The organism is Syntrophales bacterium, from assembly GCA_030655775.1.
Classification (GTDB): Bacteria; Desulfobacterota; Syntrophia; order Syntrophales; family JADFWA01; genus JAUSPI01.
This window is the reverse complement of sequence record JAUSPI010000146.1, coordinates 1-17147: the sequence shown is the minus strand read 5'-3', so window position 1 is coordinate 17147 and position 17147 is coordinate 1. Positions and strand designations below refer to the sequence as shown.

The 17147-nt window shown below is 43.1% G+C and carries 16 protein-coding genes; 4 read left to right on the top strand and 12 right to left on the bottom strand.

Going from position 1 to position 17147, the window contains the following annotated elements:
* Positions 1 to 210: 210 nt before the first annotated feature.
* From Q7J27_07670 to mazG, 12 genes are all read right to left on the bottom strand, one after another.
* Entirely contained in the window at positions 211 to 408 is a 198-nt protein-coding gene (locus Q7J27_07670; protein MDO9529020.1) for a hypothetical protein, read from the bottom strand.
* A gap of 142 nt (positions 409 to 550) precedes the next feature.
* Positions 551 to 811 (bottom strand): hypothetical protein, encoded by a 261-nt coding sequence (locus tag Q7J27_07665; GenBank protein ID MDO9529019.1) that lies wholly within the window; start codon positions 809 to 811, stop codon positions 551 to 553.
* Positions 808 to 1092, bottom strand: a complete 285-nt coding sequence (locus Q7J27_07660) for an AbrB/MazE/SpoVT family DNA-binding domain-containing protein (GenBank protein ID MDO9529018.1) — start codon at positions 1090 to 1092, stop codon at positions 808 to 810. Before Q7J27_07660 ends, Q7J27_07665 begins: the two co-directional genes overlap by 4 nt.
* Positions 1093 to 1488: 396 nt before the next feature.
* A complete protein-coding gene (gene lepB / locus Q7J27_07655; protein MDO9529017.1) occupies positions 1489 to 2100 on the bottom strand; it encodes a signal peptidase I in 612 nt (203 codons plus the stop codon).
* Between the two features lie 16 nt (positions 2101 to 2116).
* Complete coding sequence (locus Q7J27_07650) at positions 2117 to 2629, bottom strand: DUF456 domain-containing protein (GenBank protein MDO9529016.1); 513 nt, start codon at positions 2627 to 2629, stop codon at positions 2117 to 2119.
* 1 nt (position 2630) lies between these two features.
* Positions 2631 to 3551 carry a protein translocase subunit SecF gene (gene secF / locus Q7J27_07645; protein MDO9529015.1) on the bottom strand — a complete coding sequence of 307 codons (921 nt, stop codon included), beginning with the start codon at positions 3549 to 3551 and terminating at the stop codon, positions 2631 to 2633.
* 3 nt (positions 3552 to 3554) lie between these two features.
* The gene (secD, locus tag Q7J27_07640) at positions 3555 to 5144 is read right to left on the bottom strand and encodes a protein translocase subunit SecD (GenBank protein MDO9529014.1); all 1590 of its coding nucleotides are present in this window, start codon (positions 5142 to 5144) and stop codon (positions 3555 to 3557) included.
* Between the two features lie 33 nt (positions 5145 to 5177).
* Positions 5178 to 5501, bottom strand: a complete 324-nt coding sequence (gene yajC, locus Q7J27_07635; protein ID MDO9529013.1) for a preprotein translocase subunit YajC — start codon at positions 5499 to 5501, stop codon at positions 5178 to 5180.
* A 19-nt stretch (positions 5502 to 5520) separates the two neighbouring features.
* The gene (tgt, locus tag Q7J27_07630; GenBank protein MDO9529012.1) at positions 5521 to 6636 is read right to left on the bottom strand and encodes a tRNA guanosine(34) transglycosylase Tgt; all 1116 of its coding nucleotides are present in this window, start codon (positions 6634 to 6636) and stop codon (positions 5521 to 5523) included.
* 123 nt (positions 6637 to 6759) lie between these two features.
* Complete coding sequence (queA, locus tag Q7J27_07625; protein ID MDO9529011.1) at positions 6760 to 7800, bottom strand: tRNA preQ1(34) S-adenosylmethionine ribosyltransferase-isomerase QueA; 1041 nt, start codon at positions 7798 to 7800, stop codon at positions 6760 to 6762.
* Positions 7801 to 7975: 175 nt separating this feature from the next.
* Entirely contained in the window at positions 7976 to 8161 is a 186-nt protein-coding gene (locus Q7J27_07620) for a DUF2065 domain-containing protein (GenBank protein ID MDO9529010.1), read from the bottom strand.
* Positions 8162 to 8342: 181 nt separating this feature from the next.
* On the bottom strand, positions 8343 to 9203 hold the full coding sequence (mazG, locus tag Q7J27_07615; GenBank protein ID MDO9529009.1) for a nucleoside triphosphate pyrophosphohydrolase: 861 nt from the start codon (positions 9201 to 9203) through the stop codon (positions 8343 to 8345).
* Between the two features lie 432 nt (positions 9204 to 9635).
* On the opposite strand from mazG, the gene Q7J27_07610 reads away from it, so the two are divergent.
* From Q7J27_07610 to Q7J27_07595, 4 genes are all read left to right on the top strand, one after another.
* Entirely contained in the window at positions 9636 to 11729 is a 2094-nt protein-coding gene (locus tag Q7J27_07610; protein MDO9529008.1) for an acetate--CoA ligase family protein, read from the top strand.
* 190 nt (positions 11730 to 11919) lie between these two features.
* Positions 11920 to 13341: an HD domain-containing protein gene (locus Q7J27_07605; GenBank protein ID MDO9529007.1), complete on the top strand. Its 1422-nt coding sequence runs from the start codon at positions 11920 to 11922 to the stop codon at positions 13339 to 13341.
* A 210-nt stretch (positions 13342 to 13551) separates the two neighbouring features.
* Positions 13552 to 15966, top strand: coding sequence for a primosomal protein N' (priA, locus tag Q7J27_07600; protein ID MDO9529006.1), 2415 nt, complete (start codon positions 13552 to 13554; stop codon positions 15964 to 15966).
* A gap of 86 nt (positions 15967 to 16052) precedes the next feature.
* Positions 16053 to 16922, top strand: a complete 870-nt coding sequence (locus Q7J27_07595; protein MDO9529005.1) for a transposase — start codon at positions 16053 to 16055, stop codon at positions 16920 to 16922.
* The last annotated feature ends 225 nt before the right edge of the window (positions 16923 to 17147 follow it).

The window sequence follows — 17147 nt, the reverse complement described above, 5'->3', positions numbered from 1 at the left end:
ATTGTCATTCCCGTGAAAACGGGAATCCAGTATTCTCAATTAGTTATAGATTCCCGCTTTCGCGGGAATGACAGAAAGAGGGCATTTTTCAAAGCTCTTAAATTATTCAAAAAAAGCCTTCCCACGAGTATGAGAAGGCTTGTTTCTGACAGACTAAATTCCTTGTTAAAAAAATGTTTATCTTCATCATCCTTTTTCAACCTCTCCGGATCAAATTAAAAGGGTATTAGCAGATTGAGCGTGAAAAAGTCCTGCTTTTAAGGAAAGAACACTAACAATTTTTGTATGCAGAGTCAAGTGTTTTAATCCAGTTCCCAACCGTTGCAACCTGCCTGTATTCCACATCGTCAAATTCTCTGAAATGAGCATCTCCGCATTTGATTTTTCTCTTTTCACTTTAGCCGTCACGAACGTTCCGCCTGCGCGTCTATCTCGACAGGAATGTGAAGCTCCCCGCCCACAGGGCGGGGCTTCCCGGTAAGGAATAATTTAATTATATTGCGCCCCTTACACCCCGCCTACAAGGCGGGGCTTGCGGGTGCGCTCCCGGTCAAGGTTTTCTTAAAATGTCATGAGTGCCTACTTTTCGCAAAATATAGGAGCCTTTTATTATTTGAAAAGTAAAGCGGTACGAAGCTGTTATCCTGCCTTCCCAAATATTTCTCGGATCTTTCATTTTTTTTATGTTTAGGGAAGGATGTTTTGGATTGGACAGCAGTAATTCAAGCTGCTTATCAACGGTTTCCTGTATCTCCATCGGCAGTCTGCGATAATCCCGAATAAAATTTTTTGTAAAGTTCAGCTTCATCATATTTTGGAGGTTTTCAATGTTTTAAGAGCGTCTTCAATATTATCAAAAGGTCCCAAAACATCTCCATTTGCAATATCCCTGTCTGCTTCCGCTTCACTTTCCTGCCACTCTTTTGTATAAAAATAGGCCTGGTCCGGCTGCACCATCTTGACCGGTTTTAAAACTATTTCACCGTTGTGCCTTTCCGCCTCCAAATAGTCGCCCTCTCCTATTTTTAAATACTTGCGCAAACTGTTGGGTATAGTGATTTGGAAATTTCGTCTTACTTTGATTAAAGGCATTTTTCTCACCTCATGTTTTGTATATTCATGGCTAATATTTTTCTAATTTCTTAATTTCATAATATCGCAAATAAGCCATTTGTCAATCTGTTTCTTTATGCATTACCACCACGCTGATTGCATTGAGGCGGTTTCGGGAAAAGAGGGTAAATTTAGGGGGATTTGTGTGGGGGGGCGGGAGGGGGAATCCGACTTCCAGGTAACTTATGCAAAATCGCACTTAAAAAATGACTCTGTCGGGCGAGACGCCCGACTTGCTACGGGGTAGGACAGGCATCCTCGCCTGCCTATAAGGCAAAAATGAATGTAACATGGTTAAAAATGGTATTAATTAAGTTACTTCCCATTATAATGCCGCAAAGTGGCATAGTGGAGCTTTTTACGAAGCCGACTTTTTTAATTGAGGATTTTGCAAAGCCTGTTCCACCTGACATTGTTGTCATTACCGTTCCATGACCAGTATATGATGAAAGCTTTGCCCATGATGTCCTTCAATTTCACAAAACCCCAGAATCTGCTATCGTAACTCTGGTCCCTGTTGTCTCCCATGACGAATATGGAGCCCTCTGGAACCTTTGCCGGCCCGAAATTATCGCGTGGCTGTATTGACAAGGGTAGCACTAATTTGTCCGTATAGACCCCGTGGGTGTCATTGTAAGGTGAGCCGTTAAGAAAAATCTTTTTATTTTTTATCTCTATTACATCTCCGCCAATCCCGATAACCCTCTTTATAAAATCCTTCGTTCGATCCAGTGGATATATGAAAACCACCATGTCTCCCCTTTTCGGCTTGACTACCGGGATTATGGTTTTTCTGACGTATGGTATTTTTATTCCATAAATAAACTTGTTAACCAGAATATGGTCACCAATCTGGAGGGTAGGTTTCATAGAACCCGAGGGTATCTTAAATGCCTGTATCACAAAGGTTCGAATAAAGAGCGCTATCAATATGGCGATTATTATAGCCTCAGAATATTCTTTAATTTTAGACCTGCTTTTGCTCATGGTTTTGTTCCTTGTATTACGAATATATTGCCGATAAAGTTATAATAATCATAACGAGAGCAAAAAAGCTTTTTGCAAATATACCTGCAATTCTTCCGAGTAGTGTCCCATAACCAGCCCTAACGGCGGGTTTCAGCTTTTTCTGCTCGATAAGTTCTACTAAGAATGTTCCTGCAAAGCCACCCAGAAATGCCCCGATAACAGCTCCCAACCCCAAAAGGAATGGGGTCATTAGCATTGCACCCGCAATTCCTCCAATCAACGAGGCTACAATCCCTTTTTTAGATGAACCGAACTTTTTTGCACCTGCGGATCCCAGCATAAAATCGATGGTTTCCGCGAACAGTGAAATGATTATCAGAACAATTATTATCTTCCAGCCAATTTTTTCAAAACCTGTTATCAGTGAGTAAATAATAACATCAATAAGTATTATGACTGTTCCCGGTAAACCGAATATAATGGAAAATATCCCTATAAACAGGATAAGGATAAAAATGGTCAGGCCTGCAATTTCAAGGGGGGACAACTTATTTCCCCCTCTTTTTTTTCGAAGGCTTGAAAGTTTCCCAGGCTAGGATTGTAGGACTGGCAATGAATACGGATGAATAAGTTCCGACCAGTATTCCCACAAGTAGGGCGAAGGCGAAATCATGGATGACCGCTCCACCTAAGAAGAACAATGCAAAAACAACAAGGAGTGTGGTTGCTGAAGTAAGAATGGTCCTGCTCAATACCTGATTAATACTTGAATTTATTATCTCCCGAAGCGTCTGTCTTCTGAATTTCCTGATATTTTCTCTTATTCTGTCGTAGACGACGATTGTATCATTGAGGGAATAACCTATTATTGTTAGCAGTGCAGCAATGATAGGGAGGGTAAATTCCTTGCCTAAAAGGGAAAAAACCCCAACGGTAATGAGAACATCATGTATCAGAGCAATGATTGCTCCAATCGCGTAACGGAATTGAAACCTCCAGGTAATATAGATAAGAATACCTATCATTGCGATAAGCATGGCGTTTATACCCTTTTGCCTTAAATCCTTTCCGACCTTTGGTCCAACGATTTCAACCCTTCTTACCTCAAATTCACTTTTATCGTATGTGGCGGCTAATGCGTCTTCAATTTCACCGGAAAGTCCTTTGAGATCAGAGGTAGACTTTTCAGTCCTTATAAGAAATTCATTATTATCTTTGTAGCCGAATTGTTGGATTACACTGTTTTCGAGACCAACCTTCTTCAGACCGGATCTTATCCTGTCAGTTGTTGTTTCTTTTTTAAACTGAATTTGAACTAAGGTTCCGCCCGCAAAGTCAATACCAAGCCTGGGACCTCCGTGCAGTATCAGGGATGATATGCTTACTATTATTAAGGCCAGAGAGCAGATTACGGCGCCCTTCATTTTGCCTACAATATTGATATTTATGTCAGGTCTTATAATTTCCATGATTTATATACTTACTCTTTCGATCTTTTTATTCCAGATAAAATAGTCATAGATAATTCTGGTTACAAAAATTGCGGTAAACATACTGGCGATTATACCGATACTCAGGGTGACAGCGAATCCCTTCACCGGTCCCGTTCCGAATTGAAACAATACAACAGCTGCTATAAGTGTGGTGATATTTGCGTCTATGATTGTGACAAAGGCCTTGGAGTACCCTCCCGAAACAGCGGCTCTCGGCGTTTTCCCCGTACGCAGCTCCTCCCGGATTCTCTCAAAAATAAGAACATTAGCATCTACGGCCATGCCTATAACAAGAACAATTCCTGCAATTCCGGGAAGGGTCAGTGTAGCCTGAAAGGCAGCTAATGTACCCATTATAATGATAATATTCAGGATGAGAGCGATGTCGGCGATAGTGCCGGAAAACCTGTAGTAGATTACCATAAACATGATGACCAGCAAGCCACCGACAATAATGGAGAGTATTCCCTGATCAACAGAGTCCTGTCCCAGAGAAGGTCCAACTGTCCTCTCCTCGAGTATCCTTACCGGGGCAGGCAGTGCCCCTGCCCGTAGAACGATTGCCAGGTCATGGGCCTCTTCTGTGGTAAAGCTTCCTGTGATCTGAGCCTCACCACCGGAGATTCTTTCCTGTATAACCGGAGCGGAATGTACAATATCATCGAGGATGATGGCTAAACGTTTTTTTACGTTTTTAGCGGTTATCCTGTCGAAATCTTTTGCCCCCTGTGAATTGAATTTTAATGCAACATAGGGTTCACCGAACCGATCGCTGATCTTTACACGAGCATCCTCAAGAGATTCTCCCGTGAGAAGGGTCTTGACTTTAAGCAAATAGGGTATTTTTGTTCGATGTCCCGTTTCCCTGTCGACCCTGTAACCATAAGCTATAGCGCTCTCTGGTGGGATATTGCCCTTGAGAGCGTTGCCTAAACTGTTTTCTTCGTCTACCAGCTTGAATTCTAATAGAGCGGTCTTGCCGATGAGATTTTTGGCTCTTACCGAGTCTTTTATTCCTGGAAGCTGTACAAGGATACGATCATTATCCTGGGGGATTATCTCGGGTTCTGACACACCGAACTGGTCTACTCTGTTCCTGATAGTTTCAAGACTCTGTTCAACTGCGAACTTTTTTATGTAATTGGCATGTTTTTCCTTTATTTTCAGGTAAACCCTGTTGCTTCCATCTGCTGCTTTCGAAGATTCTATCTCAAGGTTGGGGTAGGAATCTTTAAGAATTTTTTCAAATGCATTTCTGTTTTCCCCTCCCGGAATGTCCATGGATATTATAGAGCCATTTGTTCGCCTTAAATGTCTGAACCGGACCTTTTTATCCATCAGGGTTTCCTTCAGGTCATTTGAAAGCCTCTCAACTGAGCTTTCAACCGCCTTTTCGGTCTCTACTTCTAAAACCAGGTGCATACCTCCCTGAAGATCGAGACCTAAATTAATCTTTTTATCCGTGAGGAATGGAAGGCCTGGTGTCAGGGAGGGAATCAGATAAAACAATGCTGTGATAGTGACAAGCAATGCAATAACCACTCTTACCTTGATATTTTTGTCAAACATCCTGTACCCCTCTCTCAGGTAATGGTAATCTGATCATTTATCTGCCTTTTCAGTGACGACAGCTACATTGTTTTTTGCGACCCTTACCCGCACTTTGTCAGATATTTCAAGTGTTATGATATTCTCTGTGATGCCGGTTACTTTTCCGTATAATCCTCCCGTGGTTACAATCGTGTCTCCATGTTTGATATTTTTCAACATTTCTCTCATCTCTTTCTGTTTTTTCTGCTGAGGCCTGATGAGAAGAAAAAAGAATATGGCAAAAATGACAGCCATCATGACAATAACTTGGACATCAGGCCCTTTGGCACCACCGCCACCACCAAACTGCCCCATTGCATGAGCTAAATTAGTCAATTTGTTTTCCTCCTTATTTTTAGTTTCGAGTTCTGAGTTCCGAGTTGAAGGTTTTTTTAAAAGCTTCGTAATTATCGTCTTTTATTGCTTCCCTGATCCTCTCCATGAGATTCATGTAATGCCTCACATTGTGAATAGTATTCAGGATGACGGCCAAAATTTCCTTTGCTATAAACAGATGTCTCAGGTACGCCCGTGAATAGTTTTTACAGGTATAACAATCACACAAATCGTCAACTGGTGAATCATCATTTCGATAACGGGCGTTTTTTATAACAACCTTTCCGTCATTTGTAAACAACATTCCATTACGTGCATTTCTGGTGGGCATCACACAGTCAAACATATCGATGCCACGTCCTACGCATTCCACTATATCCTCCGGTGTTCCAACGCCCATAAGATATCTTGGTTTATCTTTCGGAAGGAGGGGTGTGATACCTTCAACTATTTCCCGCATTGCGCTCTTTGGCTCTCCCACGCTCAATCCACCGAGAGCATAGCCGTCAAACCCGATCTCGGCAAGCTCTTCTAATCCTCTCTTCCTCAAATCCGGATAAATACCACCCTGTATTATTCCGAACAGCGCCTGATCGCTGTTGTTTCTGGAATCCTTACACCTCCTTGCCCACCGTATGGTCAGGTTGAGAGACTTTTTCGCATAATCGAAATCGACAGGGTATGGTGTGCAATCATCAAAACACATCATAATGTTGGAACCGAGGGCCTCCTGAATCTCTATGGCACTCTCCGGACTCATAAAATGTTTTGAACCATCAATATGTGATTGAAACATCACTCCTTCCTCGGTTATTTCTCTTAGAGCTGCTAAGCTGTATACCTGGAATCCACCGCTGTCCGTGAGTATAGGACGGTTCCAGTTCATGAATTTGTGTAGTCCCCCGAGATCTCTTATGAGTTTATGACCGGGTCTAAGGTAGAGATGATATGTGTTGCTGAGAATAATCTCTGCCCCCAATTCTTTTACCCTTTCCGGAACAAGGCCCTTTACCGTGGCCTGAGTTCCAGTCGGCATGAAGACCGGCGTATTCACCACGCCGTGTTTAGTGAGCATTTTCCCCAGCCGTGCTTCGGATCCGGTATCTTTTTTTAGTAGCTTGAACTGGTAATCCATAATAAGCAAAAATTTAAATAGTGCCTAAAGTTTGAAGTGCCTAAAGTGAACTGAAGTTATCGTCCGCCGAAGGCGGATTAAATTTAGGCACTTTAGCTCATTTTAGGCACTTTAGGCACTTTTTTACAATATCAACATACAGTCACCATAACTATAAAAACGATATTTTTCCTCTATTGCCTTCTTATATGCTTCCCGTATCAGATCCTTTCCTCCAAAGGCACAGACAAGGAGAAAAAGTGACGATTTGGGGAGATGAAAGTTGGTTAACAGTACGTTAACCCTTTTAAAACGGTATTCAGGATATATGAACAGCGCCGTATGTCCTGATGATTGTTTTATTGTTCCCATATCATCAGCAACGGATTCCAGCACCCTGGTTGAAGTTGTTCCTACGGCAATAACCCTTTGCGCGCGATTTACTGTCCGGGCAGTTTCTTCACCCACGGCAAAGAACTCCTTCTCCATGGAGTGATCTTCCACGGATTCGGTTTCTATGGAAAGGAACGTTCCATATCCTACGTGCAGCGTGACTGACACGATATCAAATCCCTTTTCTTTCAGGGTTGTCAGTAAATATGGGGAAAAATGAAGGCCGGCGGTTGGTGCCGCTACCGAGCCGGGTACACTGGCGTAGATTGTCTGATATCGTTCGATGTCTTCAAGAGACCGTTTTTCATCTTTCCCTCTTTTGATGTAGGGAGGTAGCGGTGCCCTTCCATGCCTTTCCAGGAAATTATCAAACTCAGTTTCTGTTTCGAACTTGAGATACCATTTCTTTTCTGAAATTCTTTCAATTACTTCTGCTCTGCCTTGATCACCGAAAAATATTTGGGTTCCGATACCAATTCTTCTTGCCGGCCGTAGCAATACTTCCCATATTTGAGATTTGGGAGAAGACCGGCCGTTTCTTGATAGGAGGAGCATTTCAACCAATCCGCCGGTTGCTTTTTTACCGGTAAGTCTTGCAGGGATTACCCTGGAGTTGTTTGTAACCAGTACGTCGCCCTGTTTGAGAAATTCCGGCATGTCATAGAAGAACTTATGGTCGATTTTTCCACTGTTCCTGTCTACAACCATCATCCGGGAGTGGTCTCTTGAAATGCACGGTTTTTGAGCGATTAACTCTTCAGGTAGATTGTAATTGAATTCTTCTAATTTCATGTCACATTGGTTATGGAGATTTTGGGCATATTAAATAGACCGGGAGCGCACCCGCAAGGGGCGCAATATAAAACAAACATATTCCTTACCGGGAAGCCGCCCTGTGGGCGGGGAGCTTCACAATAACAGGTTGTGGGAAATAATCGAAAAATGTTTCAAAGTCAATGAAATTATCTTAATTTCTCCCAAGATAGACGAGGATAAGACCGGTGATAACTAATGATAGACCGAGAATCCTTAAGGTTGTATCAGGTATGTCTTGTATTTTCATCAGATAGGACTTAATCTTTTCCGGAAAGGCAAAATAAGGGAGTCCCTCGATTATCAAAACTAATCCTATAACACAAAGAAAAAACTTCATATTTTTAATCCTTAAAAGTCGACAAGTTGGTGAAAAGTCGAAATATGCACAATTTTGTCATTCCCGTGAAAACGGGAATCCAGTCTTTTTAAGTGCTTAGCCCTCTATGGATTCCCGCCTGCGCGGGAATGACAGACTTTTTACAAGTACATCAAAGTTACTATTATTTAGTATCCAGTGTCTAATTCTTCCTTTGTCCCTCTGTGCCTTTGGTACTTTGTGCCTGAACATTTGCCTTCGATTCATTCCATAAGTGATCCATCTCTTCAAGTGTTGCCTCGGGCAGGTTTTTCCCCTGATCCTTCAATTTCTCTTCAATGTAAGAGAACCTGTCCGTAAATTTCTTGATGGAAGACCTTAATGCTTCATCTGCGCTGACTTCTACGAATCTACTGAGGTTTACCAGAGAAAATATAATGTCGCCGATTTCGTCTTTCACCCTTCCTTTTTCTTTCGACTTGAGGGCAGCTTTAAATTCTGTCAACTCTTCCTCAATTTTCTTTAAAACACCATCAACATTTTTCCAGTCAAAACCAACCTTAGAAGCTTCTTTTGTTATCTTTTGTGCCATTAAGAGGGAAGGAAGAAATCTTGGTATCTGACTGAAAAAGGATTCATCTTTGTCTTGTCTGTTTTTTTCCTGTTTTTTTATGTCTTCCCAGTTGGATTTGATCTCTCCGATATCTTTAACCTTTTCATTTTCAAAAACATGGGGATGTCTACGGATCATTTTTTGTGATATTTCTTTTATAACATCGGAGATATCAAATTGACCATTTTCTTCCGAGATTCTCGCCAGAAAGAGTATCTGAAAGAGAAGATCGCCCAGCTCTTCCTTAAGCTCCTTCGGGGAGCCGCTATCAATGGCATCAATGACTTCATAGGCCTCCTCTATCAAATATCTTCCAACATCTTCTTTTTTCTGGCGCATGTCCCACAGACAGCCATCAGGAGACCTTAGCTTCTTTAATATTTTTAATAGATTTCGGAAATCCTGTTCCGGGCTTAAAGAAGTGTCAGTGAATTTAGTTTTTCTATCCATAACCTTCCACTTAGGCATATTTACATAAAAACTAATGCCTTGTAACATGAATCGAATGAACTGTCAAAACTGCCAAGTATGACAAGTTCGTAAAAAGTCTTTTCAGCGCGAATTTAAGCATTTTGGGAAAAAGATGCTGATAGTGACCGGCGTTAAGAAAATCTAACTGTTTGAGTGTGTTAACACGAGTTTTAGATTTTTAGCCGGACAATAACAGCATCCACAAAATGGTTCTGAGCGAAGAAAACTGACTTTTTACGAATGCATCAATTATGCATGGCGGCATTTTATATGTTACCAGTTGCTGATAACACATGAAGCCTTATCGGTCAATTTATCCTTGATCCACAAAATCATATTGACACAGGACGTTCCTTTTCCTATTACAATCTCTATAGCGGTTTTTAAATTATGCAAAGGGGGTTCTGATTTGTGCGGAAGTTCTTTGAGCCTGAATCGGTTGTTGTGGTAGGAGCTTCCCGGAAGACGGGAGAGGGGGCTTTTAACAACGTAGAGTGCATGTTGAGATACGGGTATAAGGGCAAAATTTATCCGATAAACCCAAATGCCCCGGAAATATGTGGCATCAAAGCTTATACTTCGATTGCAGAGGTTCCGGAGACAGCGGATCTGGCGGTTATCTCCGTGGGGAGGGATCGGGTTATGCCGATGTTTGAACAGTGCGTGCAGGCCGGTATCCGACGGGTAATCATCATCAGTCAGGGTTTTGCAGATGCCGACCAACGGGGTGTGGAATTGCAGGAACAGATTACCACGCTTGCTCGGGAGAACGGGGTGCGCGTACTGGGACCCAATACCATAGGGTCACTCAACAATTTCAGGCATTTTTCCACCGGTTTTGTCGATCTGGCGATTCCCGAAAAGGTTTATCCCATTTCAGTAGTAACCCAGACCGGTGTGATTCTGGTTGCTTCCTCAGGCTTCACTTATAAAAGCTGGGGAAAAGCTATTGATATCGGTAACAGTTGCGACGTCGATTTTGTTGATGCGCTGGAGTATTTTGCCGATGATCCTGATACCAAGGTGATCGCTATTCACATGGAAGGCATTAAACGCGGTCGGGAGTTTCTGGAAATAGCCTCCAGGATTGCTTTGAAGAAGCCGGTAATAGTGTTAAAAACAGGCCGCAGCAAGGCGGGCGCCGAGGCGGCGGTTTCCCACACCGGCTCTCTTGTTGGTGAAGACGATATATTCAACGCTGCCTTCAACCGTGCCGGAATCATTCGCGTAAAGGATGGATCTGAACTGAGAGATGCCGTTCACGCTTTACTATTTCTTCAGGAGATGGAAGGACCAAGGTTAGGGGTTATATCGGTCACCGGCGCCGGCGGTATTATGGCTGCTGATGCTTGTGAGGACTTTGAATTGGTGTTGGCGGATATTCCCCCCGGTTTACCGGATAAACTGACGGAGGGAGCTCCGAAATGGATACATATCACCAACCCCATCGATATCTGGCCGGTGGGTATGATCGGAGGCAACTTCCGCGAAGTTTACGAAAAAGCCATGACCGATTTGCTGAAGTCGCCGGATGTGGACGGGGTTCTGGCGATTATTATTGCTCCGAGTTCCCCGCTTCATCCCAATGACTACATGGCTGAAGTCGTGGCGGCGGCTCGACGGGAGGCTGGTAACCGCAAACCGATTGCCATGTGTATATACATGGATGGTGCGTCTTCCATAATCGATCAGTGCGAATCTATCGATGCCGTAGCGTGCTTTGACTCCATCGAGCAAGCCGTAAGGGGACTATCCTTCTGCCATCGCTACCACCAGATACGGCGGCGAAAGATGCCTTCTATAAAAAGTTTCTCTTTTAATCGGCAGCATGTGGATGCTTTACTTACAAAAGGCAGGGATCAGAAAATCCTTTTGGAAGAAGATGCCCTTCGTTTGTTAGCTGCTTTTGGAATTCCTGTGGCGAGAGGTATCGTGGCCGCCAGCCTGGAGGAGTTGACAGCCGAGGCAGAGAATTTCACCTATCCGCTGGTTCTAAAGCTGGCAGGCAGTGCCTTTGTTCATAAGAGCGAGTGGGGCGGTGTAATAACCGGAATTGAAAACGTCGATGGACTTCGCAATGCCTTTCATGAAATAGTAGACAACGTACGTCTTCGCAACCCTGATGTCCGGATTGAGGCGTTCCAATTGCAGGAGCAGGCAAAAGGGTTGGAACTGCTCTTTGGGTTGAAACAGGATCCTCAGTTCGGTCAGGTAATCGCCTGCGGCATGGGAGGAATTTATACTGAAGTGTTCCGTGATATTAGCCGGGAAATTGTTCCTGTTGATCGCGTGCAGGCTGAAAAAATGCTGAAAACATTGAAAATGTATCCGTTATTGGCAGGGATACGAGGTCAAGAAGGTGTAAACATGGAAGCGCTTCTCGACGTCCTGGAAAGACTTTCTTTTCTGGCTACCGTGGTCCCTGACATTGCGGAGCTGGATATCAATCCGCTGATTGCAGCGGTGGATGGCTGCAAGGCGGTGGATGCCAGAATCCTGTGGTGATATTCTGGATTGAGAAACCGAGGACTTTCAGAAATATGATTCTTCGAGCAAATAATGTCATTCTGAATTTATTTCAGAATCCCGTTCAGAATCCCAAGAGACCCTGAAACAAATTCAGGGTGACACTAAGTTTGCGGTCGGGTGTAAGACCCGACCCTACAATCTCGTTCCACTGTAAATCTCTCAGAATATGATTGAAAATTACTTAAAACATTTGGAGAACAAGCCCCTCTATGTCGTTGGCGGGGCCATCAGGGATAGAATCTTAAAAAGATACTCCTCCGACATTGATATTGTGCTTCCTTACGGCACACATGAAGTGGCTGTCGATTTTGCAGATAAGACGGGAGGGGCCTATATTTTACTTGATGACGAACCTCACCAAAAAACAGAGCGAGTTGTTATTAAGTCATATGATGAAACTTTCGTATTCGATTTTACGAAGATGCGCGGGGCATCTATCAAGGAAGACCTGGAAAAAAGAGACTTTACCATCAATGCCATGGCACTTCCGCTTGTGGACTATCTGGAAGACCGGCTTGATTTATTGATTGATCCTTTTGATGGTCGGGATGGCATTCGCGGGAAGAAGATAGAAATGCTGACCGAAGGGTCTTTCAAGGATGATCCGCTTCGAATGCTTAGGGCATTACGTTTTGCCGGGCAGCTTGGTTTTTCGGTAGATATGAAAACCCGGAAAAGTATTATCCGGAATCGCTGTGAATTGAAGAAGGTTTCGTGGGAGAGAATCAGGGATGAATTTTTTAAGATCCTCTCTCTGTCCCCTTGCACCCCATATATTGTTGATATGGATGGTCTCGGGCTTCTTGAGGAGATTTTGCCGGAGATTTTGTCCATGAAGGGGGTGTGCCAGAACGGTTACCATCATCTTTACGTCTGGGAACATATACTTCTCTCTCTTAAGAATATCGATATCGTGATGAATAATCCCGAGGATTATTTTGCCGGATATTCTCTGAATTTGAAAGAGTATCTTAAAACCGAATTAGTTTTAGGGAGAAGCAGGGATAGTATTATAAAGCTGGCAACATTGCTTCACGATTCTGGAAAACCTGAGACTGCAAGCAAAAACGTTGATGGCTGTGTCAAATTTATTGGACATGAGGATGCAGGCAGCAAGATAGCGGAAAAAGTTGCCCGGCGCCTGAAGTTGAGCAACAAAGAAATTAGTTTTGTGAAGGATTTGGTTGGGAATCATATGCACCTGATTAACTTTTCTTTTCTTGACTCGCTTTCTCAAAAGGGTGTCCTGCGCTTTTTCAGGAAAAATCCTGAAGAATTCTGGGCGTATTTTATATTGTTTCTCGCAGATTCTATGGCGGCTCTTGGTCCGGATGTGCCGGGAGACAGGGTGTCAGAAAACAAGAAGATGACAAAAGAGATGCTCGACAAATATTATCACGAGTTCAAACCTCGAAGTGAGAAACCACGTTTGGTTACGGGGCAAGATTTGATTGACAAGTTTGATCTTTCCCCCGGTCCGTTTTTAGGCAGAATACTCACAAAGGTCGAGGAATTTCGGATTGAGGGACGCATAAAAGACAGGGAAGAAGCCCTCAGATACGTGGAAGAAATTATTGGTAACAACTGATAAGAAAACAAATAATATGGTTCAATAAATCAGGTATAATATTGTGCGTAATCTAAGTTTTTACGAGACCGTCAATAATGTCATTCTGAATTTATTTCAGAATCCCAAGAGACCCTGAAACAAGTTCAGGGTGACACTAAGTTTGCGGTCGGGTGTAAAACCCGACCCTACAATCCTAAACTCGCTCTTCTAACTCAAAAGGAATAATAGATGTTTGTCAGAGTTGCTATAAACATACCAACGGATAAGACTTTCATATATTCTGTTCCGGGAGAGCTTGAAAAGGAAGTTACTACGGGTAAACGTGTCCTTGTGCCTTTTGGGAAGAGGAGGGTGACCGGCTATATACTGGAATCAATGGATATAGCCGATAGAGAAAAAACCAAAGACATAATAGAAATACTGGATATGGAACCGCTCTTTAACGAAAGTGATCTCAAATTTTATAAATGGGCATCTGACTATTATATATATCACCTTGGAAAATTGCTTGGGAGTATTTTGCCCCACGGGATAGATGTAGAGAGTTATATGTGGCTTATGCCTGCAGGGGAAAGTGTTGGAAATGGGAGAGGACAAAAATTATCTTCGGTACAGTACAGGATCATTGAAATCCTGAAAGACTATCCGAAGGGGCTTCCTCTGGACAAATTAAAAAAGGTACTCGGTGGAAAACAGGTGTACCGGGATTTGAAGGTGCTCCAAAACGCAAAACTCATAACTATAGAGGACAGACTCAAAAAACCGGACATAAAAACAAAGAAAGAGAAGATAATAGCTCTGTGCCGCGATGGTTTGTCTGATGTGAAGCTGACCGAAAAACAGGGTAAGGTCGTTAATTACCTCAGTCGGCATGGAGAAACATCGATTTCCCTCCTGAATCGGGAAATTAAAAATGTTTCCGCTGTTATCCGGAGTTTGGAAAAGAAGGGAGTTGTCAGTGTCTCCGAGATGGAAGTTTACCGGCGCCCCGGACAGGGGCCGGAGATAGGAAGAGATGAAACAGGATTGATTCTCAATAAGGAGCAAAAAGCTGCTGTGGAAAAGATTGTCCGTAGCATAGCGTCAGGAAAATTTTCACCACACCTGCTTCACGGTGTTACCGGAAGCGGGAAAACAGAGGTCTACCTCAATGCCATAGAAGAGACCATGAAACTGGAAGGAAACGTCATTTTCCTTGTTCCTGAAATAGCTCTTACACCACAATTGTTGAGCAGAGTTAACAGGAGATTCAGTAATGATGAAATAGCCATTCTCCACAGTGGAATTTCGAGGAGTGCGAGATATGATCAGTGGAGGAGGATACAGAGTGGAGAGATAAAGATTGTTGTTGGTGCCAGGTCGGCCATATTTGCCCCTGTGAGAAACTTGAAATTGATAGTAGTTGATGAAGAGCACGATACGTCCTACAAGCAGGATGATCGTATGCCATATAACGCTCGTGATCTGGCGATAGTGAAGGCGAAACTGAACGCTGCGGTTGTTGTACTGGGTTCTGCAACTCCAGGGATTCGCACTTATTATAATATAAAGGAAAAACAATATAGATATCTGAGTTTACCCAGGAGAGTAGAAGACAAGCCCCTTCCGCAGATTGAGATAATTGATATGAAGGATGAAGAAGATAAAAATGGCAGAGTTCCTATCATCTCACGTTTCCTGAGATCTGCGATTCAGGATACACTTAAAGCCGGAAAACAATCACTCCTTTTTTTGAACAGAAGGGGTTTCAATACTTTTCTGTGCTGTCTTGACTGCGGCCATGTGTTCAGGTGTTTAAACTGTTCTGTTTCAATGACGCATCATGCAGGTGACGGTTCTCTTAAATGTCATTATTGTGATTACTCTATAAAAATCCCTCATCGCTGCCCCTCCTGTCACGGAGGAAAGATAAAGAGTTATGGTGTGGGAACAGAAAAGGTAGAGGTAGAGGTTTCGATGTTCTTTCCACAGGCCAGGATAGAAAGGATGGACAGTGATACAACTGTGAAAAAGGGAGCACATAACAGGTTGCTCAAGGCTTTGGACAGAGGAGACATTGACATACTTATAGGTACCCAGATGATCACAAAGGGCCATGATTTCCCAAACATTACCCTTGTCGGTGTGGTGTCAGCCGATACATCTCTTAATATTCCCGATTTCAGGGCAGCGGAAAGGACATTTCAGCTCATAACACAGGTTTCGGGAAGAAGTGGAAGGGGAGATTCTCCCGGCAGGGTTATTGTTCAGACTTTCAGTCCGGAACATTATGCCATAAAGAGGGCAAGAGAGAATGACTATACGAGATTTTACGAAGATGAAATATCCCTACGACGTGAAATGAGCTATCCACCTTTCTCCAGGATGGTGAATCTGCGTTTATCGAGCATAAAAAAGGACAGGATAGCTGAAGGCGCCGGAAGTATAGGGGTTCTTGCAAGGAAGTTTTCCGGAAAAGAGGTGGAGGTCATAGGCCCTGCGGAAGCCCCTATCGCCAAAATCAAGGGGAGATACAGGTGGCATATCCTTCTGAAGGGGAAAAAGGTTAAGGCACTACATACACTTGCCAGGAATATACTGACAAAAAACGGGGAAGGCGGCCTGGATATCAAGGTGGACGTAGACCCTGTGAATTTTATGTAAGAAGGAACGTGCCCTCTTTTTGCTAATTGGCGGGTGAATGGGGTCAGGTCTTGCAATGCAACAATTAATCGGTTATAATATTTTTCATGTCGAGGCCATTGCGCATAGAATTCCCCGGTGCTGTCTATCATGTTACCTCACGTGGTAATGCACGCCAGGATATCTTTCTTGATGATCAGGATAGGGGTACATTTCTTGATGTTTTGTCTTCTGTTGTAGAGCGGTTTAACTGGCTTTGCCATTCCTATTGTCTCATGAGTAACCACTATCATGTTGTTATCGAAACTCCCGAAGGAAATCTTTCTCGGGGAATGAGACAACTCAACGGTGTTTATACCCAAAAGTTCAATCAACGGTATAAGCGTGTAGGCCATTTCTTTCAAGGGCGGTATAAGGCGATTCTGGTGGAGAAGGAAAGCTATTTATTGTCATTATGCCGTTATGTGGTATTAAATCCGGTAAGGGCAGGTGTAGTCGGCCAGCCTGAATCGTGGCACTGGAGCGGCTATAAGGCTACCGTTGGCGATGTTGCGAAACCTTCGTTTTTGACTATTGACTGGATTCTTTCACAATTCGGGGAAAGTAGGGATGATGCCATAGGTCACTATAGAAGGTTTGTTTTGGCTGGTGTGCAGAAAGAGTCGCCGTGGAATGATTTGAAGGGGCAGATACTACTGGGATCGGAGACTTTTATTGGCCGAATCGGGGAGCAGATAAAAGGAAAAGAAGGTTTTAAAGAGATACCCCGGGTTCATCGGTATGCGACGAGGCCGCCGCTTCAAGATTTATTAAAGGTGCAGCAGGATAAGGGTAGGCAGAAAACGGATGAAACGATTTATATAGCGTATGCCACGTATGGATATACCTTAAAGGAAATTGCTGATTATCTGGGTGTTCATTATGCAACTGTAAGCCGGGCGATAAAGCGGATAGAAGGTTATAACAAAAAAGGGTAAGCTATGCTAAATGTTGCAATGCAAGACCTTACCTTCTTTTCTCTTTTCAAAATAGATTAGCTATTTTTCCTAAAAGACATTTTAGAGCTTGTCAATTTTTTAGTTGAATTTTTCAAAGTGACTCCTACAATATATTTCTCAAGTATTTTCTAAGCAGCAAATTTCAATTCTTTATCATCAGACTGTTCGTTTTCAATCGTTGCCATGACATCAGAAATAAAGGCG